At 70.8% G+C, this 24,185-nt stretch carries 23 protein-coding genes; 6 read left to right on the forward strand and 17 right to left on the reverse strand.

Features of this window, described 5'->3' with window-relative positions; genetic code table 11:
• The first annotated feature begins 156 nt into the window (after positions 1-156).
• Positions 157-585, forward strand: coding sequence for a DUF1810 domain-containing protein (locus tag JNK30_RS20795; protein ID WP_293485313.1), 429 nt, complete (start codon positions 157-159; stop codon positions 583-585).
• Between the two features lie 18 nt (positions 586-603).
• On the opposite strand, the gene JNK30_RS20800 is transcribed toward JNK30_RS20795, so the two are convergent.
• Positions 604-1,299: a winged helix-turn-helix domain-containing protein gene (locus JNK30_RS20800; RefSeq protein WP_293485315.1), complete on the reverse strand. Its 696-nt coding sequence runs from the start codon at positions 1,297-1,299 to the stop codon at positions 604-606.
• A 104-nt stretch (positions 1,300-1,403) separates the two neighbouring features.
• Here JNK30_RS20800 and JNK30_RS20805 point away from each other — a divergent pair, with 104 nt between their 5' ends.
• Positions 1,404-1,712 carry an NIPSNAP family protein gene (locus JNK30_RS20805; protein WP_293485317.1) on the forward strand — a complete coding sequence of 103 codons (309 nt, stop codon included), beginning with the start codon at positions 1,404-1,406 and terminating at the stop codon, positions 1,710-1,712.
• 59 nt (positions 1,713-1,771) lie between these two features.
• The gene (locus JNK30_RS20810; RefSeq protein WP_293485319.1) at positions 1,772-2,155 is read left to right on the forward strand and encodes a nuclear transport factor 2 family protein; all 384 of its coding nucleotides are present in this window, start codon (positions 1,772-1,774) and stop codon (positions 2,153-2,155) included.
• 58 nt (positions 2,156-2,213) lie between these two features.
• On the opposite strand, the gene JNK30_RS20815 is transcribed toward JNK30_RS20810, so the two are convergent.
• The 4 genes from JNK30_RS20815 to JNK30_RS20830 form a co-directional block, all read right to left on the reverse strand.
• Positions 2,214-2,384: a hypothetical protein gene (locus JNK30_RS20815; RefSeq protein WP_293485321.1), complete on the reverse strand. Its 171-nt coding sequence runs from the start codon at positions 2,382-2,384 to the stop codon at positions 2,214-2,216.
• Between the two features lie 72 nt (positions 2,385-2,456).
• On the reverse strand, positions 2,457-2,840 hold the full coding sequence (locus tag JNK30_RS20820; RefSeq protein ID WP_293485323.1) for a hypothetical protein: 384 nt from the start codon (positions 2,838-2,840) through the stop codon (positions 2,457-2,459).
• On the reverse strand, positions 2,837-3,859 hold the full coding sequence (locus JNK30_RS20825) for a phosphotransferase family protein (RefSeq protein WP_293485324.1): 1,023 nt from the start codon (positions 3,857-3,859) through the stop codon (positions 2,837-2,839). The genes JNK30_RS20820 and JNK30_RS20825 overlap by 4 nt, the downstream gene beginning before the upstream one ends.
• A gap of 1 nt (position 3,860) precedes the next feature.
• Positions 3,861-5,156 carry a cytochrome P450 gene (locus JNK30_RS20830; RefSeq protein WP_293485326.1) on the reverse strand — a complete coding sequence of 432 codons (1,296 nt, stop codon included), beginning with the start codon at positions 5,154-5,156 and terminating at the stop codon, positions 3,861-3,863.
• A gap of 137 nt (positions 5,157-5,293) precedes the next feature.
• Between JNK30_RS20830 and JNK30_RS20835 the strand changes: the two genes are divergently transcribed.
• Complete coding sequence (locus JNK30_RS20835; RefSeq protein WP_293485328.1) at positions 5,294-6,367, forward strand: hypothetical protein; 1,074 nt, start codon at positions 5,294-5,296, stop codon at positions 6,365-6,367.
• 107 nt (positions 6,368-6,474) lie between these two features.
• Here JNK30_RS20835 and JNK30_RS20840 read toward each other — a convergent pair whose 3' ends face one another.
• The 7 genes from JNK30_RS20840 to cpaB all read right to left on the reverse strand — a co-directional run bounded on the left by JNK30_RS20840 (position 6,475) and on the right by cpaB (position 14,608).
• Positions 6,475-7,773: an O-acetylhomoserine aminocarboxypropyltransferase/cysteine synthase family protein gene (locus tag JNK30_RS20840; protein WP_293485330.1), complete on the reverse strand. Its 1,299-nt coding sequence runs from the start codon at positions 7,771-7,773 to the stop codon at positions 6,475-6,477.
• A 77-nt stretch (positions 7,774-7,850) separates the two neighbouring features.
• Entirely contained in the window at positions 7,851-8,813 is a 963-nt protein-coding gene (locus JNK30_RS20845) for a type II secretion system F family protein (protein WP_293485332.1), read from the reverse strand.
• Between the two features lie 4 nt (positions 8,814-8,817).
• Entirely contained in the window at positions 8,818-9,789 is a 972-nt protein-coding gene (locus JNK30_RS20850; protein WP_293485334.1) for a type II secretion system F family protein, read from the reverse strand.
• Positions 9,789-11,048 (reverse strand): CpaF family protein, encoded by a 1,260-nt coding sequence (locus tag JNK30_RS20855; RefSeq protein ID WP_293485336.1) that lies wholly within the window; start codon positions 11,046-11,048, stop codon positions 9,789-9,791. The genes JNK30_RS20850 and JNK30_RS20855 overlap by 1 nt, the downstream gene beginning before the upstream one ends.
• A 140-nt stretch (positions 11,049-11,188) precedes the next feature.
• Positions 11,189-12,364 (reverse strand): cellulose synthase operon protein YhjQ/BcsQ, encoded by a 1,176-nt coding sequence (locus tag JNK30_RS20860; RefSeq protein ID WP_293485338.1) that lies wholly within the window; start codon positions 12,362-12,364, stop codon positions 11,189-11,191.
• A complete protein-coding gene (locus JNK30_RS20865) occupies positions 12,364-13,698 on the reverse strand; it encodes a type II and III secretion system protein family protein (protein WP_293485340.1) in 1,335 nt (444 codons plus the stop codon). The genes JNK30_RS20860 and JNK30_RS20865 overlap by 1 nt, the downstream gene beginning before the upstream one ends.
• Before the next feature lie 4 nt (positions 13,699-13,702).
• Complete coding sequence (cpaB, locus tag JNK30_RS20870; RefSeq protein WP_293485342.1) at positions 13,703-14,608, reverse strand: Flp pilus assembly protein CpaB; 906 nt, start codon at positions 14,606-14,608, stop codon at positions 13,703-13,705.
• Between the two features lie 183 nt (positions 14,609-14,791).
• Here cpaB and JNK30_RS20875 point away from each other — a divergent pair, with 183 nt between their 5' ends.
• Positions 14,792-15,721, forward strand: a complete 930-nt coding sequence (locus tag JNK30_RS20875) for an aldo/keto reductase (RefSeq protein ID WP_293485344.1) — start codon at positions 14,792-14,794, stop codon at positions 15,719-15,721.
• Positions 15,722-15,829: 108 nt separating this feature from the next.
• Positions 15,830-17,044, forward strand: a complete 1,215-nt coding sequence (locus JNK30_RS20880; RefSeq protein ID WP_293485346.1) for a CoA transferase — start codon at positions 15,830-15,832, stop codon at positions 17,042-17,044.
• Between the two features lie 24 nt (positions 17,045-17,068).
• Here the strand turns inward: JNK30_RS20880 and JNK30_RS20885 are convergent, their stop codons facing one another.
• The 5 genes from JNK30_RS20885 to JNK30_RS20905 all read right to left on the reverse strand — a co-directional run.
• Positions 17,069-18,460 (reverse strand): FAD-binding oxidoreductase, encoded by a 1,392-nt coding sequence (locus tag JNK30_RS20885; protein WP_293485348.1) that lies wholly within the window; start codon positions 18,458-18,460, stop codon positions 17,069-17,071.
• A gap of 20 nt (positions 18,461-18,480) precedes the next feature.
• The gene (locus JNK30_RS20890; RefSeq protein WP_293485350.1) at positions 18,481-20,358 is read right to left on the reverse strand and encodes a biotin carboxylase N-terminal domain-containing protein; all 1,878 of its coding nucleotides are present in this window, start codon (positions 20,356-20,358) and stop codon (positions 18,481-18,483) included.
• Positions 20,359-20,500: 142 nt separating this feature from the next.
• Positions 20,501-22,108 (reverse strand): carboxyl transferase domain-containing protein, encoded by a 1,608-nt coding sequence (locus tag JNK30_RS20895; RefSeq protein WP_293485352.1) that lies wholly within the window; start codon positions 22,106-22,108, stop codon positions 20,501-20,503.
• Positions 22,109-22,117: 9 nt separating this feature from the next.
• A complete protein-coding gene (locus JNK30_RS20900; RefSeq protein ID WP_293485354.1) occupies positions 22,118-23,773 on the reverse strand; it encodes an AMP-binding protein in 1,656 nt (551 codons plus the stop codon).
• A 122-nt stretch (positions 23,774-23,895) separates the two neighbouring features.
• On the reverse strand, positions 23,896-24,185 hold a 290-nt coding region (locus tag JNK30_RS20905), incomplete at its 5' end, for a GxxExxY protein (RefSeq protein WP_293485356.1).

Here is a 24,185-nt window from a genome sequence, read left to right on the forward strand (position 1 = left end):
CCTTCGAAAATTCGGTCTGTTTCCTGCCTGTCCCGCCAGGACAGGCAAGGTTTTTCTTCTCCCCCGGGCGCCGTCCCAAACGGGCGCCGGGCCGCAAATCGGCGGCGGGGCCAGCAAAGACGAGACGACGGCGCTTGTCACGTGCAGGATGGCGCCATGAGCGACCCGTTCGGCCTGGATCGGTTCGTGGCGGCGCAGGACGCCGACGGCGTATACGAGCGTGCGCTCGCCGAGCTTCGCGCCGGTCGCAAGCGGACGCACTGGATGTGGTTCGTCTTCCCGCAGCTCGCCGGGCTTGGGGCGAGCCACATGGCGCAGAAGTATGCGATCTCGGGCCTGCCGGAAGCGGCCGCCTACCTGGCCCACCCGGTCCTCGGGCCGCGATACCGGGCCTGCGTCGCAGCGCTGAACCGGCATGACGGCGTCACGGCGACCGAGATCATGGGCGAGCCCGACGACCTCAAGCTCCGCTCCAGCCTCACGCTGTTCGCGCTGTCCGCGCCGAACGAGGCCGGTGTGCGGGCCGCGCTCGCGAAGTACTTCGACGGCCGACCCGACCCGAGGACGCTGGAACGGCTTCGGTAGCCCGCGGCGCTGCTTCGCTCACGCCCCGGAGGCCGCCGGGACCGGCCCGAAGGTCTGCTCGAAGGCGCGCAGGCCCGGGGCGCTGAAGGCGACGATGCGCGTGCCGTCCAGGCGGCGGGCCCAGCCCAGTTCGTAGATCCGCGCCAGCAGGCCCGCGCCCAGCACGCCGGCCAGATGGCTTCGGCGCACGCTCCAGTCGAGGCAGGCCTTGCAGAGCGGGCGACGGCCGGTCGTCTCCAGGCAGACGCCGAAGTCGCGGGCGAAGGCGCGGCCGGCGTCGGTCAGCGCCAGGGCGCCCTCGTGATCGGCGATGCGTCCCTGGGAGATCAAGGCGTCCAGCATGGCCACGCCCGCATCGCCGGCCAGATGGTCGTAACAGACGCGCGCGCGGCGCAGGGCCGGGTCGCGCGGGCCGGGGCGCGTGCGCATGTGGCCGGCGCGGTCCGCCAGCAGCGCCAGGTGCTCCATCGCCTCGGCCACGTCGCGGCCTGCGAGGGTGAAGTAGTTGTGCCGGCCCTGGATCCGGCGCGTCAGCAGGCCTCCGGCTTCCAGCTGGGCCAGGTGCGAGCTGGCGGTCTGGGCCGTCACGCCGGCCTCGCGGGCCAGCTCGCCCGCGGTGAGCGCCTCCCCGCTCATCAGCGCCGAGAGCATGTTGGCGCGGGCGGGGTCGCCCAGGAGGGCGGCGATGCGGGTGATGTCGGGACCCAGCCTCATCGCCGGCGACCCTACATCATCCGGCGCCGCCACGCTTCGGTCCTGGTCGAAGCATGGGGTCGCGGAGGGCGGCTATCCCGAGGTTCCTCGAACCGGAGCCCGTCATGACCGTCACCTGCTGCATCCGCTATGTCATCGACCCGTTCCAGCGCGACGCCTTCGAGGCCTACGCCCGCGCCTGGGGCGCGATCATCCCCGCGAACGGCGGCGACCTGATCGGCTACTTCCTGCCGCACGAGGGCGAGAACGACGTGGCGCTGGCGCTGATCTCGTTTTCGAGCCTCGCGGCCTACGAGGCCTATCGCGCGCGGCTGAAGGCTTCCCCCGAGGGCGCCGCGAACTTCGCGTTCGCCCAGGAGAAGGCGTTCATCCGTTCGGAGCGGCGCACCTGGCTCACGCCGGTCGCGCCGTGAACCGCCGGACGTTGCTGGCCGCCCTCGCCTATCCCGCCACAGCGAAAGGAGATTCCGCCATGCGCCCCGACATACTCGGGCCCGTCCGGGCCTACGCCGAGGCCTGGAGCCGGGGCGACACCGCCGCCGTCGTGGCGGGCTACGCGGACGACATCGTGCTGCACTGGGGCGGCTCGCATGCGCTCTCCGGGCGCCATGCCGGCAAGGTTGCGGCCCTGCAGGCGCTGGCGGAGTTCGGCCGGCGGACGCAGCGGCGGCTGGTGCGCGTGGTCGACGTGATGGCCGGCGCGGAGCGGGGTGTCGTGATCGCGCGGGAGGCGCTCGGGACGCCGCCGGTCGAGGTGGAGCGGGTGCTGGTCTACCGGGTCGCCGGCGGACTGCTCGCGGAGTGCTGGGTCTACGATAGCGACCAGGCCCTGATCGACCGCCTGGTGGGCCGCTGAATCAGTATCTTGAGCGCGTTTCGACCCGAAAACCGGGTTCCACTTTTCGGAACGCGCTCTAGGAGACGAGCGTGTTCTCGGCCTTCATCGCCTCGTGGGCGCGGCGCAGCACCGCGGCGGCCTCGTCGATCTGGGCCTGCCAGCGGGCGAGCTCGCGGTCGTAGTGCCCGTCGTCGAGCTTCTCGACCACCGGGTCGCTGATTGCGGATTCGCGCTTGGCCGCGGCCATGGTCTGCCCACCTCTGTCTTTCGGGCATGCTGAGGCGGCAGTGTTGCGATCGGATTGACGCCGCCGGTTGAATCAGACCGGCGCGGTCGACAGCCGGCGTCGCTCGGTGGAGGCGGCGAGCTCGGTCCAGATGGCGGCCTGTCGAGCGGCGTCGCCTTCGGCCTCGGCGGCGGCGTGCGCCTCGATGAGGCGGGCGCGCAGCCGATCGTTCTCGGCCTTGAGCGCGGTGAGGCGCAGATCGCCGTCCTCGCCGGACTCGCCCAGCAGGGCGCGGACGGCGCGGTTCTCCTCGACCAGGATCGCGGCCTGGCGATCCCACATCTCGGCCGCCAAACCCAGCAGCATGGCGGAAAGGCCGAGGTCGCTGGCGCGTTCGGCCGGAGGCACGTCCGGGAGGGCGTTGCGGCCCAGGAGCGCCGCCAATTCGGCCAGCACGGCGGGAACGGGCGGGTTCATAGCTTCCCCATGACCTGCAGCATGGCGCGGTCCTGCGCGTTGATGAGCCACCACGCCGGGTAGATCATGATCGGCGCCTTGTTGCCCCCGCGGTTGAAGGCGGCGGCGGAGCCCACCCAGATGCCCTGGGCCTTCACGCAGTTGAAGAGGATCCACCAGTGAAGGGCGGCCGGATCGGCCTTCAGGCCGGAGGCGCTCTCCCAGATCGCGACGGCCGCGGCCTGATCGCAGAGACCGCCGGCCTTCCCCTGGCCGAAGGTCCAGACGGGCTGGAGGCTCCAGCCGAGGTCCTCGAGGGGGTCGCCCAGGTGGCTCATCTCCCAATCGAGAACGCCGTGGATCTCGCCCTGCGCATCGTAGAGGAAGTTGCCGGTCCGGAAGTCGCCGTGCACGACGCTCAGCTTCTGGGCCGGCGGCGGCGGGTTGGCGCGGAGCCAGCGGATGGCCGCCCGGGTGATCGGCAGGGGCTCGGCCTCGTCCTTGTCGATCAGGGCCTCCCAGTGGTCGAGCTCGCGCCGCCAGCAGGCGTCGCGCTCGGGCGCGGCCATCCAGCGGTCGAGGCCCAGCGCCACGGGGTCGGCGCGCGCGATCTCGCCCAGGATCGTCCACTTGCGCCGGGCGATCCGCTCCAGAACGTCCGGCGGGCTCGCGAACAGCTGCTGCGGGGAGGCCTGGAAGCCCGCGATCTCCTCGGCGACGAAGAAGGGATGGTCGAGCGCGTCCGAGCCCTCTTCCAGCCACAGCATCTCGGGGACGGGGACGGACGAGCCGCGAAAGGCGCGATAGGCCTCGAATTCCACGCGCCGCTCGGTGTCGATCAGGCTGGCCGGCGGATCCCGGCGCAGGATCAGCCGGCGGTGGCGCTGGCCGCCGGCCTCGGTCCAGGAGAGTACGAACCGGTACGTTTCGCGGCTGGCGCCGCCCGAGATCCGCTCCAGCGCCGAGATGGCGACATCGGTGGCGTGTGGCAGGCGGGCCGCGATATAGCCGGCCAGCCGCGCTTCGAGCGGGTGGGCCAAGTCAGGCCATCTCGAAGCGGATCGGCAGCCGCTTCGGTCCGTTGACGAAGAAGGCCTCGCTGAGCGCCGGCGTTCCGGCGATCTCGACCGACTTCAGGCGCGGGAACAGCTCCTCCCAGAGGATGCGCATCTCCATCTTCGCCAGGTGCTGGCCCAGGCAAAGGTGCGCGCCGTAGCCGAACGCCAGGTGCTTGTTGGGCGAACGGTCCACGCGGAAGGTGTCGGGCGCCTCGAAGACGTCCTCGTCACGGTTGCCGGAGGCGTAGCAGAGCATCAGCCAGTCCCCCTGCCTGACGGCGCGGCCGCGCACCTCGGTGTCGGCCGTGGCGGTGCGCATGAAGGTCTTCACCGGCGTGGTCCAGCGGATCGACTCGTCCACCAGGCCCGGGATCAGCGAGGGATCGGCCTTCACCTTCCGGAACTCGGCGGGGTTCTCCGCCAGCGCCCAGAGCGCGCCGGCGGTCGAGGACGAGGTGGTGTCGTGCCCGGCGGTGGCGACGATGATGTAGTAGCTCATCGCCTCGAGGTCCGAGATCGGCTGGCCGTCGACCGTCGAGTTGGCGATCACGCTGGCGAGGTCGTCGGTGGGATTGGCGCGGCGGGACTCCGACAGGCGGCGGAAGTACTCGAAGAAGTCGGTGATGACGCTGAAGTCCATCTGCCGCTCCTGCGGAGGCTTGTCCGCGTCCGCCGACCTGCGGCCCAGCTCGGGGTCGGTGGCGCCGAACAGCTCCTGGGTCAGCCGCAGCATCCGGGGCTCGTCGCTCTCGGGCACGCCTAGGATCGTCATGATCACGTGCAGCGGATAGTGCAGCGCCACCTCATTGACGAAGTCGCACTCGCCGCCCTTCGCCGCCATCTTGTCGACCGCCGCGCGGGCGATGACGCGGATGCGATCCTCGAGCCGCTTGAGGCTCTGCGGCATGAACCAGGCCTGGGTGAGGGCGCGGTACTTGAGGTGATCGGGCGCGTCCATGTGGATCAGGGTGCGCAGGAGGTGCGGGCTGCCGCCCATCATCTCGCGCACCTTCTGGTCGGCGATCTTGCTGGTCAGCACCGGATTGCGGTCGCCGTTGTGCCAGAGGTCGTTCTGGCGGCTGATCTCGAGGATGTCCTCGTGCTTCACGGCTACCCAGAAGGGGTCGACGCCCTCGATCTCGGCCACGCCGAACGGCTCGTTCCTGCGCAGCCAGCGGTAGGTCTCGTGGATCCGGCCGTCGGCGTAGGCGGCGGGGTCGGCCAGGTTGGCCGCATGGTCGTTCGGGATCCGGTGGTCCGCGGCGGTCATGACGCTCATCGCAAAATCGTCGGCCCCCTGACGCGAGGTCACGCGGGACGACGCCTCCTGTTTGTTCTTATGTGTGGCGCGGAGTTGATACCCGCGCGCCCCGCCCCCGCAAGGGTGACGGCGCGTCAATCGGAGGGCGCGGCAGGATGCTGACGAAGGGCGACGACTATCCCATCCACCAGACCCCGGAGCCGATCGCCTACGCCGGTTCGGACCGCAACTTCTACGACCGCTACTTCTTCAACGCCTATGCGCCCGACGGCTCGGCGTTTGTGGCCGTCGCCTACGGCGTCTATCCCGCCCTCAGCGTGGCGGACGCCCACATCGCGGTCGTGAAGGACGGCAAGGAAAGCTGCCTGCACGCGTCGCGGATCCTGGGCTACGAGCGCATGGACCTGAGCGTCGGACCGATCGCGATCGACATCCTCGAGCCGCTGCAGCGCCTCAAGGTGACGGTGACCAAGACCGACGGCATTGCGGGCGAGATCGTCTTCGAAGGCCGCGCCTTCCCGATCGAGGAGCCCCGCTTCGTCAAGCGCAACGGCCCGCGACTGTTCATGGACTACACGCGCCTGACGCAGAACGTGCGCGTGTCGGGATGGGTCGAGGTGGACGGGCAGCGGCTGGACCTGTCCGGCTGGGTCGGCACGCGCGACCGCTCGTGGGGCATCCGGCCCGTCGGCGCGCCGGACTCGCAGGCGACCCCCGGCGCGGGCATCGCCGGCTTCTTCTGGCAGTGGACGCCCCTGAACTTCGAGGACCGCAGCGTCTACTTCCACATCAACGCCGACCCCGACGGCAAGCCGTGGAACACGCGGGCGGTGATCCTCCCGGACGGCGCCGGGCCGCACGGCGGTTTCGAGACCGAGGCGGCGACGATGGCCACAGACCTGATCCCCGGCACGCGCCACGCCCGGGGCGGGGTCCTGACCATCCCGATGGACCAGGGCGAGGCGACGGTGACGATCGAGCCCATGGCCACCTTCCTGATGCGCGGCATCGGCTATGGCGGCGACTGGCGGCACGGCGCGCTGAAAGGCGAGCTGGCGGTGGCCCGCGAGGACCTCGACTGCGCGAACTTCGACACGAGCGACATGGGCAACCTGCACATCCAGGCGATCAGCAAGGCCACGCTGCGCGAGCCCGGACGCCCCGAGCAGGTGGGCGTCGGCGTGTTCGAGCAGCTGATCCTGGGACCCTACCGGCCGCTGGGGCTGTAGGGGGCGGTCGCCTTCCCGCGGGCCAGTACCCTTTCCACCCCTCGCTCTACGCCCTGCGGGCTCGGCGAGCGGTCCCCCTTTCCCGCAAGCGGGAAAGGAAGGGGGGCTTACGCCCCCGCGGCGGTCAGGGCCTGTTCCAGGTCGGCCAGGATGTCGTCGATGTGCTCCAGGCCGATGGAGAGGCGCACGTAGCCGGGCGAGACCCCGGTAGCCGCCTGCTCCTCGGGCGTGAGCTGCGAGTGCGTGGTCGAGGCCGGGTGGATCGCGAGGCTGCGCGCGTCGCCGATGTTGGCCACGTGGTAGAACAGCTTCAGCGCGTCGATGAAGCGCCGGCCCGCCTCGACGCCGCCCTCCAGTTCGAAGCCCAGCAGGCCGCCGTGGCCGCCCTTCAGGTACTTCGCGGAGCGCTCGGCCGCGAGGTCCGACTGCTGCGAGGGGTGGATCACGCGGGTCACGCCCTTGCGGCCGGCCAGGTGCTTGGCGACCGCCGAGGCGTTGGCGCAATGGCGCTCCATGCGCAGCGCCAGGGTCTCCATGCCCTGGATGATCTGGAAGGCGTTGAACGGCGAAAGGGCCGCGCCCAGGTCGCGGAGCAGGATCACCCGCGCGCGCAGGATGTAGGCGATCGGGCCGAGCGGCTTCACGGCCTGGGTCCAGACCGCGCCGTGGTACGACGGGTCGGGCGTGTTGAGCAGCGGCTGGCGCTCGGGATTGGCCTCCCAGTCGAACGTCCCGGAGTCCACGATCAGGCCGCCGATCGAGGTGCCGTGCCCGCCCAGGTACTTGGTGGCCGAGTAGACGATGATCGCCGCGCCGTGGTCGAACGGCCGGCAGATCAGGGGCGCCGCGGTGTTGTCCATGATCAGCGGGATGCCGAACTCGCGGCCGATGGCGGCCACCTCGGCGATCGGGAACACCTCCAGCTTCGGGTTCGGCAGCGTCTCGGCGTAGTAGGCGCGCGTGCGCGCGTCGGTGGCGCGGCGGAAGGCCTCCGGGTCCTTGGGGTCCACGAAGCGCACCTCGATGCCGAGGTCCTTGAGGGTGTTGGCGAACAGGTTCCAGGTGCCGCCGTAGAGGTCGGTGGAGCTGACGATGTTGTCGCCGGCGCGGGCAAGGTTCTGGACCGCGAAGGCCGAGGCGGCCTGGCCCGAGGCCACCGCCAGGGCGCCGACCCCGCCCTCGAGCGCGGCGATGCGCTTCTCGAGCACGTCGGTCGTGGGGTTCATGATCCGCGTGTAGATGTTTCCCAGCTCTTGGAGGGCGAACAGCGCCGACGCGTGGTCGGCGTCGCGGAACTGGTACGAGGTGGTCTGGTGGATCGGCACCGCCACGGAGCCGGTGGTCGGGTCGGCCCGCCAGCCTGCGTGAAGCAGCAGGGTCTCGGGGCGCAGGTTGGCTTCGGACATCGGCGGGCTCCTCATGTCGACCTTCGGGATCGGCTGTTAGGGCCAATCCGCGCGCGCGGCCAGAGGAACTCGCCGTCTCAGCTTCCGGGGGCGCCGTTTCCGAACACGTGGACCAGACGGGCCGCGGCCGGCAGCATCAGGGCGCCCAGCAGCGCCGGGAAGATGAACAGGATCAGCGGCACGGTCAGCTTGGCCGACAGTCCCAGCGCCTTCTCTTCGGCCCGCAGCATGCGCTTGGCGCGCATGTCGGCCGAGAACACCGACAGCGTCTCGCCCAGGCTGGTGCCCATCTCCTCGGCCTGACGCAGCATGGTCGCCAGCGCGCGGGCGTCGTCGATGCCGAGGCGATCGGCGAAGGCGCTCCAGGCCTCCTTGCGGGCGCGCCCGGCCCTCAGCTCCAGCACGAGGAAGCGCAGGTGGATGGTGAGATTGGGGTAGCGGCGCTCGAGCTCCTCGGTCACGCGGCTGACCGCGGCGTCCAGGGACAGCCCTGCCTCCACCGAGGCCACGAGCAGGTCGAGCAGGTCCGGGAAGCCCTCCAGGTACTCACGCTCGCGGTTCGACTTGCGGGCCTTGAGCACGTACTCGGGCCCGTACAGCGCCACCAGGGACACGCCCACGGCCATGGCCAGCGCGCCCAGGTTGCCGCCCTTCTGGCCGATCATCGCGGGCAGGGTCAGGAGGACGCCGCCGGTGGCGATGGCCAGGGCCACGGCCTTGACGCCCAGGAAGATCACCGGCGCCTCGCGGCTGTAGAAGCCCGCCTGCATCAGGCGCGACCTGAGCAGCGAGACCTTGGCCGGGTCCCGCACGGCGCTCTGCTGTCCCAGCCGGCGGATCGCGCCCAGGAACCGTTCGCCGAAGGCCGGGCCGGAGCGGTCCACCAGCGGCTGGCCGCGGCCGCCCGCCATGGCGCCGGCGAGGCGGTTGCGCCGCAGGGCCCGGACCCGCAGTTCGCCGAACACGAGGAGCGCGACGCCGGCAAGGGCGCCGAGGGTCAGCACGAGGCCGGCGAGGTAGAGGAGGGTCTCCAGGGGCATCGGGTCAGAGCCGCATGTCGATCATGCGACGCATGATCAGGTTGCCGAGGAAGATCCAGAACCCGAGCCCCGCCAGGCCGTACTTGACCATCGGCTCGTCGATCACGTCGCCGTAGAACTTCGGCGAGATCATCACGATCATCCCCAGCGCCAGGAACGGGGCCGCGGTCAGGATCATGGCCGAGGCGCGCCCTTCGGACGAGGCGGCCTTGATCTTCAGCCTCATCTTGTGCCGGTCGCGGACCGTGTTGGCGTTCAGCTTCAGGAGGCCCGTCAGGTTGCCGCCCGTGCGCTCCTGCAGGCGCACGGTGGCGGCGAACAGGTCCACGTCCGGATGCTGGCAGCGCTCGGACATGCGCTCGACGGCCTGCTCCAGGGTGGCGCCATAGGCGATCTCGTCGGCGGCCATGCCGAACTCGGTCCCGATGGGATCGCTCATCTCGCGGCCCACCAGGCCCACGGCAGCAGGCACCGGGTGTCCGGCCTCGAGGCTTCGCACGATGATGTCGAGCGCCTGGGGCAGCTGGAAGCCGAGCTGGGCGGCGCGGCGGCCCGCCTTGAACTTGAGGTAGCCGAGCGGGGCGAAGAGCCCGCCGATCAGGGCGCCGCCCATGAAGCCGACCGGCGTGCGGGTCAGGATGCCCGCGGCCAGCGCGCCGACGACGGCGGCGGCCGCCACGTACATCGCCCACTTCTTCTGGTCGTACGGCAGGCCGGAGGCGACGATCAGGTCCGACAGCCACTTGAGCGCGCCCTTGTTCCGCTCGCCCGAGGCCGTGAGGCCCCGCTGCTTGCGGAGCTCGACGACGAGGGCCGAGATGCCCTCGACCTTCTCGCCGATCTTCAGGCGCTGGTTCAGCTTGCGCTTCTGCGTGGCCACGGTGGCCAGGCCGGTCAGCCCCTGGACGCCGGCGAAGACCGCGGCGCCGATCATGATCATGACGATCAGCCTGGCGTCGATCTCGAGACCGAACATCAGAGCACCTTCTTCGGATCGAAGTTGGCCGTGTCGTAGGGGATGCCCCGGCGGAGCATCTCGTCGAGGGCGCGGGGGCGCAGCCCGGTGGCGCGGTGCTCGCCGTGGACGGTGCCGTCGGGATCGGTATGGGTCCGGTGGTAGAGGAAGATGTCCTGCATCTGCACGACGTTGCCTTCCATGCCCACGATCTCGGTCACGTGGGTGACCTTGCGCTTGCCGTCGGACAGGCGGTTCACCTGCACCACCAGGCCCACGGCGGCGGCGATCTGGTAGCGCACGGCCTCGGGACCGATGTTGAGGCCGCCCATGGCCACCATCTGCTCCAGGCGGCTGATGGCCTCGCGCGGGTTGTTCGAGTGGATGGTGGCCATCGAGCCCTCGTGGCCCGTGTTCATGGCCTGCAGCATGTCGAAGGCTTCTTCCGAGCGCACCTCGCCCAGGATCACCCGGTCGGGACGCATCCGAAGCGCGTTCTTGACCAGCTCGCGCTGGCGGATCTCGCCCTTGCCCTCGATGTTCGGCGGACGCGTCTCCATGCGCACCACGTGCGGCTGCTGCAGCTGCAGCTCGGCGGCGTCCTCGATGGTGATCAGGCGTTCGCCGTGGCTGATGGCGGCCGACAGGGCGTTCAAGAGCGTGGTCTTGCCCGAGCCGGTGCCGCCCGAGATCACCGTGGAGACGCGGCTCTTCACCGCGCCGTGCAGGAACTCGGCCATCGCGGGCGTCATGGCCTTGAACTCGACCAGCTTCTCCAGCGTCAGCGGCTTCTTCGAGAACTTCCGGATCGAGACCGAGCAGCCGTCGATGGCGATCGGCGGGATAGCGGCGTTCACGCGGCTGCCGTCGGGCAGGCGGGCGTCCACCATGGGCTGGCTTTCGTCGATCCGGCGGCCGACGCCGGCGACGATGCGGTTCACGATCCGCAGCAGGTGGTCGTTGTCGCGGAAGCGGATCGGCGTGAGCTCGAGCTCCCCGCGCCGCTCGACGTACACCTGGAACGGGCCGTTGATCAGGATGTCGTTGATCGAGTCGTCCTTGAGCAGCGGCTCGATGGGACCCAGGCCCACCATCTCGTCGTAGATCGAGGCGCCCAGGACCTCGAGCTCCTTGGCGTTCAGCGCCATGCGCTCGGCGCGGGCGAACTCGGTGACCTGGCCGAGCACCTGCCGGCGCAGCTCGGCCTCGTCGAGCTTGTCGAGCTTGGACAGGTCCAGCTCGTCGATCAGCCGGGCATGCAGGCGCAGGCGAAGGTCCAACTGGGCGTCGCCGGGAGGCGGTCCCTTGGGCTTCGGCTCCGGCTTCGGAGCGGCGGGTGCGGGCGCTGACGACTGCGGCGCCGGCGCCGGCTGGGGAGCCGGGGCCGGGGCGGAACGCGCGAGACTGAACCGGCCCATGGTCAGGCGGCCTTGGCGGGCTGGTCGCGCCGCGGCGGCTGGGCGACCAGCTTCTGGACCAGGCTCTGGACGTCCTTCACGATCTTCGACTTCGGCCGGTGCTGGGCGATCGGGCCGCCGAGGTTCGCCGAGGCCGCGGCCGCTTCCCAGTCCGAGCTGATCCCGGCTTCGGCCTTCCGCTGCAGCGCCTTCTCGGCCTCGCCCATGGAGGGCGCCGGGCCGAACATGCGGCTCGCCAGGCGGTTCAGGACGATGCGCGGGCGCAGGCCCGTGCCGATCCCGGCCTCGATCTCGTCCGAGCAGGCCCGCGCCGCCAGCAGCGCCGGGACCGTCAGCTCGGAGATGACCAGCGCCTCGTCGCAGCCCGCCAGCGCCTCCAGGGTCCATGGCCGGCGATGCCGCGGAAGGTCCAGGATGACCCAGTCGTAGCACTCGCACGCCACTTCCAGCATGCGCAGGACGGCCTCGCGCCCGACGGCGTCGAAGGCGTTCGGATCCCGGACGCCGGCCATCAGGTCCAGGCCCTTGGACACCGGCGTGATGAAGGCGTGCAGCATCGCCGCGTCGATACGGTCGGCGGCGTGGCCGAAGTCCGCCAGCCGGGTGGTCGGCTGGGCGCCGAGGTAGGCGGCCGCCGCGCCGTCCGCGAGGTTGAGGTCCACGAGGCAGACGGCCCGGTCCTTGTTGGCCTGCACGGCCAGCGCGTGGGCGATCTCGATCGCGATGGTCGTCGCTCCGGCGCCGCCCACGGCGCCTGTCACGCCCCAGCAGCGCGAGGCGCCCGGAGCGTCCTGCGTGGGCGCGGGCTGGGCCTCGGCCAGGAGGGCGGCCACCGCGGCGGTCAGCTGCTCGGGCGAGAAGGGCGCCTCGAGGATGTCGGCGGCCGACATGCGCAGGATGTTGCGGACCAGCCCGGCGGGGAGCGTCTCGCCGACCAGGAGAACCGGCGGCGCGGACCGGAGGCCCGAGAGCGCCTTCACGGCCTGCGCCAGCGCCGCGGCGTCCCATGCGTCCCCGTCGATGAGGACCAGGTCGCAGGCGCCGGGGGGCAGGGACTCGAGCTGGGCGATGGCGCCCTGTTCGACGACGGCGCCCGCGAGGGGACCGTCGGGCGCCGCGGTGAAGCCTGCGCCCAGAGCGAGGATACGCCGGCCGCGGATCAGACTCGATCCGGGCATCAACGACCCTCCTCGCCGCTCAGCGGACGATCCAGCGCCTTGCCGTTCAGCTGCAGGTCCAGGGCGCGCGGGGCCTTGCCGGGGGGCGAAGTGGTCGCCGCCGCCCGCGCCTTGTCTTCCGCCGTCGAGAAGCGGGGCGTGACGATCACGATCAGCTCGGTGTCGGCCTGCTTCCAGCGGCTGGAGCGCGCCAGGGCGCCCAGGATCGGCACCGAGCCGATGCCGGGAATCTGGCGGAGCGAGTTGGCGTAGTCGCGCTGGAAGAGGCCGCCGATCTGCAGGGACTCTCCGCCCTTCAGCTCCACCGTCGTCTTCGTCTGGCGGATGATGAGTCCGGGCACCGTGAAGCCCGACACGCGCAGCGAGTTCGTGAAGTCCAGCTGGCTGACCTTGGGCTCGACCTCCAGGCGGATCAGGCCGTTGTCCTGCACCACGGGGGTGAAGACGAGCTCGACGCCGTACTTGCGGAACTCCAGGCTGATCAGGTTGTCGCGCTGCGGGACCGGATAGGGGTACTCGCCGCCGGCGTGGAACGTCGCCTTCTGGCCCGAGATGGCTACGAGGTTGGGCCGCGCCAGGGTGCGGATGACGCCCTTTTCCTCGAGCGCGCCCAGCGCCGTGTCGATGCGCGTGTCGCCCGAGCCGCCGAACAGCTGGAACAGGCCAGCGGGCGGGCTTGCCCCGATGAGGCCGTTGCCACCCGAGAAGTTCAGCGAGTTGTTGATCACGTCGAAGGTGAAGCCGATGTCCTGCAGCTTCGACCGCGTCGCCTCGAGGACGCGCACCTCCAGCACCACCTGCTGGGCGTCGCGGACCGACAGGCGCGAGATCACCGCGTCGGGGGCGTACCGCTCGGCGATCTCCTCGGCGCGGCGCTGGATCCCGGAGTTCGAGACCTCGCCGGCCAGCATGAGCTGCTCGCCCAGGTTCCGCACCTGGATGGCCTCGCCGGGGTAGGCGTTGGTCAGGTCGTGCTGAAGGCTGGCGGCGTCGTAGCCCACGCGGATGTCGATCACCTGCAGCAGTCGCCCGCCGGGGCCGTAGACCAGCAGGTTCGTGGAGCCGAACTCCATCCCCTGCACGTAGAAGCTGGAGTCGCCCGTCGCGGTGACCTTGGCCACTTCGGGCTGGGCCACGACGATGCGCGAGGCGGGCTGGCCCAGGCGATAGCTGAGCGACTTGTCGCGCGGCACGTAGATCGTCCGGCGCAGAGCCGGCTCGCTCGCGAGCGTCTGGGCCTGTGCGGCCCCGGGCGCCACGAACCCGGTGAGCAGGGTCGCGCCCACGAGGGCGCTGACCAGGGTGCGGGTCAGCTTGAACATGGTGGTCTTCATGGAGTCACGCGACCGGGGTCGGCGCGGCGGGGGCCGCGACCGGGGCCGGCGCCGCCGCTGCGGCCGCCTTCTTCGGGGACGAGCGCTTACGGGACTCGCCTTCGACGATGACGATCCCGTAGCTGACCGGAGCGCGGTACGCCGTGCGCACGGCGCCGGTGCGGACGCCGCCGCCCAGGAAGTCGGGCACGCGCATGGGGCCGGCCTTCGCGATGGTGGCCTCGCCGTTCCGGCGCAGCGCCAGCGAGAGCTCGCCGAGCGTGGAGGCGATCGACAGCTTCTGGGAGTCCTCGATCGAGACCTCGAGCGTGGCGGTGTTCGGGCTGGCGGGCTTGGCCGACGTCGGGTCGGCGTTGAGGTCGACGCCCAGGACGCGGACGTTCTGCACGACCACGTGCGAGATGTAGCTGCGGGTCGGGCCGTTCGGCGTCAGGTCGCGCATCAGCACCACGTCGACGCGGTCGCCGGGCAGCGCGTGGCCGCCCACCCCGGTCGCGTCGTCGACCTTGATCGTGTAGGCGCGGAAGCCCTCGGCGACCTCGGCGGCGACGGTGGGCCGCGCGCCGGGCCCGGAGATCTTCGTGGGCAGGATGGCCTCGGCGGACGCCAGCGGCGTCAGGGCGACCGGAGCGCCCCCGTGGTCGGCGGCCAGGACGGCCTCGACCGTGGTGAAGGATCCCTGCGGCACCGCGCTGCGCGGCGCCTTCACCACCTTCAGCATGCCCGCGTTCAGCTTCTCGCCGTACTTGATGGCGCGGGACGCGACGACCAGGGGCTCGCCGGCGGCCTCCACGCGGGGCCCGGTCGCCTTCGCCGTCGCCGCATTGGGCAGTGCGATCTTGGCCACGAAGAGGGCCCCGAGGCCGAGGACCGCCGAGGCGCCGAGGCTTGCGATGGTTACGAGCCGCATGAAGTCACCCGACCGAGTTTTTCTTGTGTTCTCTCGGGGAGTTAACGATGCCGGCCTTGCAATATCGCCAACGAACGAGGTGAACGCGGCGACAACCAACCTGAAGAGCGTCGTTCTCCGCTGGCGCGGCTTCGGCGGGTGCGGCTAGGGTCGGCCCGCAGGAACACGGAACGGGAGGTCGCGATGAAGGTCCGCCGGCTGGGGAACTCGGGGCTCAAGGTCAGCGTCATCGGCCTGGGCTGCAACAACTTCGGCATGCGCATCGACGAGGCGCAGACGCAGAAGGTGGTCGACGCCGCGATCGACGCCGGCGTCACCCTGTTCGACACCGCCGACATCTATGGCGGGACGAAGTCGGAAGAGTTCCTCGGCAAGGCGCTGGGCAAGCGCCGGCACGAGATCGTGCTGGCCACCAAGTTCGGCATGCGGGTGGGCGGCGATCCGAAGAAGCAGGGCGGCTCGCGCAAGTGGATCATGCAGGCGGTCGAGGACAGCCTGCGCCGCCTGGGCACCGACTACATCGACCTCTACCAGCACCACCAGCCCGACGCGGACACGCCGGTGGACGAGACGCTGCGCGCGCTGGACGACCTCGTGGCCCAGGGCAAGGTCCGCTACATCGGCAACTCGAACTACTCGGGCTGGCAGATCGCCGACGCCGACTGGACGGCGGCGGGCGGGACCCGCTTCGTCTCGGCGCAGAATCTGTACTCGCTGCTCGAGCGCGACGTGGAGCGCGAGGTGCTTCCGGCCTGCGAGCACTTCGGCCTGGGCTTCCTGCCGTTCTTCCCGCTGGCCTCAGGCCTGCTCTCGGGCAAGTACCGCCGCGGCGAGCCCCCGCCGGAAGGCACGCGTCTGGCGGCCTGGGGCGCGCGCGGCCAGCAGGCCATGAGCGACGCCAACTTCGACCGGGTCGAAGCGCTGACCCAGTGGGCCGAGGCGCGCGGCCACACGATCCTGGAACTCGCCTTCGCCTGGCTGCTGGGCCATCCGGTGGTCAGTTCGGTGATCGCGGGCGCGACCACGCCCGAGCAGGTCGCCGCCAACGCCGCCACCGCGACGTGGGAGCTGACGCCCGACGAGGTCGAAGAGGTGACGAACCTCGTCGCCTGAGCGGAGCCTGCGGCGACGGCGGCGTTGACTGCCGCAAGGGACATGCACGCCATTCGGCGCCATTCGATCCGGACTCCGGCCTCGCCGGGATAGCCGCGGGGGACTGCGATGTACGACCTGCTGAAGGGCCTGAGGGTGGTCGAGGCCTCGGCTTTCGTGGCGGGACCCACGTGCGGGCTCTATCTCGCGCAGATGGGCGCCGAGGTGATCCGCATCGACACCGTCGGCGGTGGGCCGGACTTCCGCCGCTGGCCCGTCGACGAGAAGGGCGACAGCCTCTACTGGGAGAGCCTGAACAAGGCCAAGAAGTCGGTGGCCATCGACCTCGGGCGGCCCGAGGGCCGCGAACTGGCCCAGCGGCTGGCCACCGCGCCCGGCGACGACGGCGGCCTCTTCGTCACCAACTTCCCGGTGGACGGCTTCCTGTCGTACGAGACCCTGAGGAAGCTGCGCGACGACCTGATCTGCGTGCGGGTGATGGGCTGGGCCGACGGCTCGCAGGGGATGGACTACACCATCAACTCGGCGCTGGGCCTGCCGCTGATGACGGGCCCCCAGGGCGACCCGCGGCCGGTGAACCACGTGCTCGCCGCCTGGGACCTGCTGACGGGCGCCTACTGCGCCTTCGGCCTCGTCTCGGCGCTGCTGGCGCGCATGCGCGGGGGCGGCGGCCGGGAGATCCGCGCGCCGCTCTCCGACATCGGCGCGGCCACCATGGCGAACCTGGGCTTCACGGCCGAGACCCTGATGACCGGCCACCAGCGCCCGCGCATGGGCAACGACGTCTTCGGCGCCTTCGGCCGCGACTTCACCACCAGGGACGGCGAGAAGCTGATGCTGCTCTGCATCACGCCCAAGCAGTGGTCCAAGGCGCTGGACACCCTGGGGATCGCCGGGCAGGTGGCCGAGGTCGAGGCGCGCCTCGGCGTCTCGTTCGCCAGGGACGAGGGCCTGCGCTTCGTCCATCGCGAGCACCTCTATCCGCTGTTCGAGCGGGCCTTCGCGGCGAAGACCGCGGCCGAACTGACGCCGGCCTTCGACGCGGGCGGCGTCACCTGGGGCAGCTACCAGACGCTCGAGGCCGCGCTCGACGACCCCCGGCTCTACAAGGACAACCCGCTCTTCGAGACCATCACCCACCCCAGCGGCCGGACCTATCCGGCGCCCGGCGCGATGGGGACGATCCCGCAGGACGTGCGCAAGCCCGTGACGCCGGCCCCGCGCCTGGGCCAGCACACCGACGAGGTGCTTTCCGGGCTGCTGGGCCTGTCGGGCGGCGAGATCGCCAGGCTGCACGACGCCGGGATCGTCGCGGGGGCGTAGCCGCGGACCGCGGGCGGGCGCGCGTCAGTCCAGGATCTTGCCGGGGTTGAGGATGCCCTTGGGGTCCAGCGCGCGCTTCAGGGTGCGCATCAGGGCGATCTCGGGTTCGCTGCGCGACATGGCGAGGTAGGCCTTCTTGTGCAGGCCGATGCCGTGTTCGGCGCTGACCGAGCCGCCGATTGCCTTGAGCGGTCCGTAGACGATGTCCTCCACCGCCTTCTTCACCTCGGGTCCCTTCTCGCCGGTCCAGACCAGGACGTGCAGGTTGCCGTCGCCGAGGTGGCCGAAGACGTAGTTGTCCACGTTCGGCCAGCGCGCGCGGAGCTTGCCGTCGATCTCGGCGACGTAGGCCGGCATGTCGGCGATCCGCAGCGAGACGTCGAAGGTGACGGCGGGGCCATTGCGGTTCACCTGGCCCACGTCGTCCCGCAGCGCCCACATCTTCGCCCGCTCGGCCTGGCTCTTGGCGATCACGGCGTCGACGATCAGCCCGTCCTCCAGCGCCTTGCCCAGCACCCGCTCGAACCGCTCGGCGTCGGCCGCCTCGTCGCCGCCCAGCGACTCCACCAGGACGTAGAAGGGATAGCCGTGCGGCAGCGGCGGGGTCCCGTTCGCCGGCGGCGTGGTCACCAGGTCGTAGAAGGCCGGCCACATCACCTCGAAGGCCGAGAGGCCGCCGCCCAGGCCGCTCTCCAGGGCCCGCAGGAGGCGCGGGATCGCGTCGAAGTCGTCCGTCGCGACGTAGGCCGTGTTCTGGCTGACCGGCGCGCTGCGCAGGCGCAGCACCGCGCGGGTGACGATCCCCAGCGTGCCCTCGGCGCCGATGAAGAGCTGCTTCAGGTCGTATCCGGTGTTGTTCTTCATCAGCCGGTTCATGGACGAGACGACCGTCCCGTCGGCGAGGACCGCCTCCAGCCCCAGCACCATGTCGCGCATCATGCCGTAGCGGACCACGCGGTTGCCGCCGGCGTTGGTGGAGATGTTGCCGCCGATGGTGGCCGAGCCGCGGGCGCCGAGGTCCAGCGGCAGCAGGAGGCCCTGCGCCTCGGCGGCTTCGCAGGCCACCTGCAGGATGCAGCCGGCTTCCACCGTCATGGTGGCCGAGGCGACGTCGATCTCCTCGATGCGGTTCATCTTCTCCAGGCTGAGCGCGATGGCGTCGTCGGCCGTGGCGCCGCCCGCCAGCCCCGTCTTGCCGCCCCACGCGGTGACGGGAACGCCCAGACGGTCCGCGACCTTGAGCACCGCCGAGACCTCCGCGGTGTTCCGCGGGAAGACGACCGCGCGTGGCGACCCCAGCCGCATCCACGAGCCCTGCGCCTTCTCCAGCGCGGCCTCCCCGGTGAGGACGGCGGCGGGGCCCAGCGCTTCGATCAGCGCCTCGGCCAGGGGATCGCGGGCGAGGGTCTCGGACATGCGGCGAGCTTACGCCCGCCTCAGGCCCCCGCCAATCGGGCCAGCACGGTCCCCTCGCTCACCTGGGCCCCCAGTTCGGCCGTCAGGTCCTCGACCGTGCCGTCGAAGGGGGCGGCGAGGGCGTGTTCCATCTTCATCGCCTCGAGCACGAGCAGGGTCTGGCCCTTGACCACCGTGTCGCCCGCCTTGACCGAGAGCTGGGTGATCTTCCCGGGCATGGGCGCCCGGATCGCGCCGTCGCCGCCCGCGCCGTCCGCGTCGGCCACGGGCGGATGGTCGCGGAACACGAACGCCTCGCCGCCCTCGAACACGACGACCGCCTCGTCGCTCTCCACGTGCACGAAGCGCGACGGCTCGGCGGGCATCGCGGCCTCGACCGCCCGGTCGCCGTGGAACAGGCGGGTGGTGGCCGCCGGCGGGGCGTTGAGGCGGAAGCCCTTCAGCTCGACCCAGGGCGTGGGCTCGGCCTCGCGGCCTTCCACGCGCTCCCGGAAGGCCCAGCCCGCGGTGGCCGCCGCCTCGGCGGACGGCTCGGCCGGCGCGGTGAGCGCCGCGAGGTCGCGGCCGATCAGGCCCGTGTCGACGCTGCCGGCGATGAACTCGGGGTTCTCCAGGCAGCGCACCAGGAAGGCCGCGTTGGTCTTCACCGGCCAGACCTCGACGTCGGAACAGGCGTCGCACAGCTCGGCGATGGCCTGCTCGCGGTTGGGCGCGTGGGCGATCAGCTTGGCGATCATCGGGTCGTAGTGCGGCGTGATCGCATCGCCTTCGTCGACCCCGGAGTCGCAGCGCACGTTGGTCGGCAGGCTGAAGCTCTCCAGCCGCCCGATCGACGGCAGGAAGCCCGACGCGGGGTTCTCGGCGTAGAGGCGCGCCTCCACGGCGTGGCCGGTGAGGCCGATCTCGTCCTGGCTGAGCGGCAGCGGCTCGCCCGCCGCGACGCGGAACTGCCATTCCACCAGGTCGAGCCCGGTCACCATCTCGGTCACCGGATGCTCCACCTGCAGGCGGGTGTTCATCTCCATGAACCAGATCCGGTCGCCCTTCAGGCCGTCGCTGGCGTCGGCGATGAACTCGACGGTGCCGGCGCCGACATAGCCCACCGCCTTGGCGGCCTTCACGGCGGCCTGGGTGACCGCCGCGCGGGCCAGGTCGCTCATGCCCGGCGCGGGCGCCTCCTCGATCACCTTCTGGTGGCGGCGCTGCAGCGAGCAGTCGCGCTCGTAGAGGTGGACGACATCGCCGTGGGTGTCGCCGAACACCTGCACCTCGATGTGCCGCGGCCGGGTGACGTAGGTCTCGAGCAGCACCCGGTCGTCGCCGAAGCTGGCGGCGGCCTCGCGTCGGCACGAGTCCAGGGCCGCCTCGAACCCCCCGGCGTTCTCCACCAGGCGCATGCCCTTGCCGCCGCCGCCCGCCACCGCCTTGATCAGCACGGGATAGCCGATGCGGTCGGCCTCGGCCTTCAGCCGCGCCGGCGACTGGTCTTCCCCGAGGTAGCCGGGGGTCACCGGCACCCCGGCCTTCTGCATCAGGGACTTGGCGGCGTCCTTCAGGCCCATGGCGCGGATCGCCGACGGCGGCGGGCCGATCCAGATGAGGCCCGCCGCCGTGACGGCCTCGGCGAAGTCGGCGTTCTCGGAGAGGAAACCGTAGCCCGGGTGGATCGCCTCGGCGCCCGCGGCCTTGGCGGCCGCGATGATCTTCTCGCCCACCAGGTAGCTCTCGCGCGCCGGCGCGGGTCCGATCAGCACCGCCTTGTCGGCGTCGCGCACGTGGGCGGCGTCGCGGTCGGCCTCCGAGAACACGGCCACGGTCTCGATGTTCAGGCGCCGGGCCGTGGCGAACACCCGTCGCGCGATCTCGCCCCGGTTGGCGACGAGTACGGAGCGGAACATCAGAAAGCTCCGTGGCGCGTCAGCGCCGATGGAAAGGAACCACGGACCACACGGAGGGCACGGACGCGTCGGTGTGGTCTGTGTGGTCCGTGGTTCCAATGAATCGCGCCGGCGGCGCGGAGCGTGGCGGCCATGTCGCGCCTCACATCCGGAACACGCCGAAGCGCGTCTCGGGGATCGGCGCATTCAGCGAGGCGGAGATGGAGAGGCCCAGGACGTCGCGGGTCTGGACCGGATCGATGACGCCGTCGTCCCACAGGCGCGCCGTGGCGAAGTAGGGATTGCCCTCGTCCTCGTAGGTCTGGCGGATGGGGGCCTTGAAGGCCTCCTCCTGGTCCTTCGTCCACTTGCCCGCGTCGCGGTGGACGGTGGCCAGGACCGCGGCCGCCTGCTCCCCGCCCATGACGCTGATGCGGCTGTTGGGCCAGGTCCACAGGAAGCGGGGGCTGTAGGCGCGGCCGCACATGCCGTAGTTGCCGGCCCCGAAGCTGCCGCCGATCAGCACGGTGAACTTGGGAACCTCGGCGCTGGCCACCGCCGTCACCAGCTTGGCCCCGTCCTTGGCGATGCCGCCGGCCTCGTACTTGCCGCCCACCATGAAGCCCGAGATGTTCTGCAGGAACACCAGCGGGATCTTCCGCTTGCAGGCCAGCTCGATGAAGTGCGCCCCCTTGAGCGCGCTCTCCGAGAACAGCACCCCGTTGTTGGCCAGGATCGCCACGGGATAGCCCCAGATGCGCGCGAACCCGGTGACCAGGGTGGTCCCGTACAGCGCCTTGAACTCGTCGAAGCGGCTGCCGTCGACGATGCGGGCTATCACCTCGCGAACGTCGTAGGGCGCGCGCACGTCCTGCGGCACGATCCCGTACAGCTCGGCCGGGTCGTAGGCCGGGGGCTCGGGGACCTCCAGGGCGAGGCCGTGCATCTTGGTGGTGTTCAGGTTGGCGACGATGCGGCGCACGATCGCCAGCGCGTGTTCGTCGTTCTCGGCCACGTGGTCGACCACGCCCGAGCGGCGGCCGTGGACGTCGGCGCCGCCCAGGTCGGTGGCCGAGATCACCTCGCCGGTGGCCGCCTTCACCAGTGGCGGGCCCCCCAGGAAGATCGTCCCCTGGCTCTCGTCGCCCGCGCCGCGGACGATCACCGTCTCGTCGCTCATGGCCGGCACATAGGCCCCGCCCGCCGTGCACGAGCCCATGACGCAGGCGATCTGGGCGATCCCCTCGGCGCTCATGCGGGCCTGGTTGTAGAAGATGCGGCCGAAGTGCTCGCGGTCGGGGAAGACCTCGGCCTGGTGCGGCAGGTTCGCGCCGCCGGAGTCCACCAGGTAGACGCACGGCAGGCGGTTCTGCAGCGCGATCTCCTGCGCCCGCAGGTGCTTCTTCACGGTGATCGGATAGTAGGCCCCGCCCTTCACCGTGGCGTCGTTGGCCACGATCACCACCTCGCGGCCCGAGACGCGGCCGACCCCCGTGATGACGCCCGCCGCCGGCGCCTCGTCGTCGTACATGCCGTTCGCGGCGAGGGCGCCCACCTCCAGGAAGGGCGCGCCCGGATCCAGGAGCCGCATCACCCGGTCCCGGGGCAAGAGCTTGCCGCGCGAGACGTGGCGCTGGCGGCTGGCCTCTGAACCGCCGAGCGCGGTGGTCGCGGTGCGCGCCCGCAGCTCATCGGCCAGGCCCCCGTTGACCGCCGCGTTGGCCGCGAAGGCGGCGGACGCCGGATCGACCGCCGAAGTCAGTTTCCTCATGGCCGCGACTTACGCCGTTCTTTCGATGCTGAGGTCAAGTTCGGCGATCATCGCCTCGCGCATGGCAAATTTCTGCACTTTTCCCGTGACTGTCGTGGGGTAGCCTTCCACGAACTTGATGTGCCGTGGAATCTTGTAGTGGGCGATCTGGCCGCGGCAGAAGTCGCGCACCGCCTCGGCCTCCAGCGCCTCGCCCGGCTTCAGCACGATCCAGGCGCAGAGCTCCTCGCCGAACCTCGGATCGGGGACCCCGATCACCTGCACGTCCTGCACGGCGGGGTGGCGGTAGAGGAACTCCTCGATCTCGCGCGGGTAGATGTTCTCCCCGCCCCGGATCACCATGTCCTTGATGCGGCCGGTGATGTTGCAATAGCCCTCGTCGTCGATGACGCCGATGTCGCCGGTGTGCATCCAGCCCGCGGCGTCGATCGCCTCGGCGGTCTTCCCGGCGTCGTCCCAGTAGCCCAGCATCACCGAGTAGCCCCGGGTGCACAGCTCGCCGGGGACGCCGCGCGGGGTGATCCGTCCTTCGCCGTCGACGATCTTCACCTCCAGGTGCGGCTGGATCCGGCCCACCGTGGAGACCCGCCGCTCGAGGCTGTCGTCGCAAGAGGACTGGAAGCTGACCGGGCTGGTCTCGGTCATGCCGTAGGCGATGGTCACCTGCGGCATGTGCATGCGCTCGACCACCTGCCGCATCACCTCGATCGGGCAAGGCGAGCCGGCCATGATCCCGGTCCGGAGGGACGACAGGTCGTAGGCGGCGAAGTCGGGGTGGGCGAGGGCGGCGATGAACATCGTGGGCACGCCGTAGAGGGCCTGGCACCGCTCCTCGGCCACCGCCTCCAGCACCGCCGCGGGATCGAACGCCTCGGCGGGGTAGACCATCGTGGCGCCGTGGGTCACGCAGCCCAGGTTGCCCATCACCATGCCGAAGCAGTGGTAGAGCGGCACCGGGATGCAGAGGCGGTCGCCCGCCTGCAGCCGGATGGCCTCGGCGACGAACCAGCCGTTGTTGACGATGTTGTGGTGGCTGAGCGTGGCGCCCTTCGGGAAGCCGGTGGTGCCGCTGGTGAACTGGATGTTGATCGGGTCGTCGAACTGCAGGGCGGCGGCGACCTCGGCCAGGGCCGCGCGGTCGGCGCGCTTGGCCGTGCCGGCGATGTGGGGGAACGACTGGCAGCCGCGGTGGGGATCGTCGCCGATGGTGATCACCGCCTCCACCGTCGGCAGCTTCCCGGCCTCGCGCAGCTGGCGGACCATGGCGAGGTACTCGCTGGTTTTGTGGCGCACCGCGATCACCAGGGCCCGGCAGCCCACCTTGTTGATCGCGTACTCGGCCTCGGAGAGGCGGTAGGCCGGGTTGATGTTGACCAGGATCAGGCCCGCCTTCGCCGTCGCGAATTGGGTGATGGTCCATTCGGCGCAGTTGGGCGCCCAGATCCCGACCCGGTCGCCGCGCGTCAGACCGAGGGCGATGAGGCCGGCGGCGAAGGCGTCCACCTGCGCCTTGAGCTCGGCGTAGGTCCAGCGGATCCCCTGATGCCGCGAGATGAGCGCCGGGGTGTCCGGATGGGCTGCGCAGGTCTCGTCGAAGAGCGCGCCGATCGTCTTGCCGATCAGCGGGCTCGCGCTCGCCCCATGGACGTAGCTCAATCCCGACACGTTGCCCTCCCGCCGTTTTGCGCAGGATGGCTTCGGCGCTCGCTGGTGTCACGAAGTTCGGCGCTTTCGCCAGCCTGTGAGCCTGCTGGATTCAACAACGGACCACACGGACCACACGGACATCAGCGCACCAACCGCTCGACCTGCGCCTTGTTCGAGCCACCGAAGTTGACAAGCAGGCCGACCCGGAGGTTCGCCGCCTTCAGATAGTTGATGACCTGGGCGCGGTGCTCCGGGGCAAGCGCGCTTACAGCCTTGAGCTCGACGAGGACGCGTTCGAAGCAGATGAAGTCAGGGATATAGACGGCGCGAAGCGCCGTCCCCTTGTATTCGAGATTGAGCGTCGGATGCTCAACGAAGGGGATTCCCCGACGGGTGAACTCCAGAGCCAAGCTCTGCTGATAGGCCGCTT

It is taken from the genome of Phenylobacterium sp. (assembly GCF_016793225.1).
Lineage (GTDB): Bacteria > Pseudomonadota > Alphaproteobacteria > Caulobacterales > Caulobacteraceae > Phenylobacterium.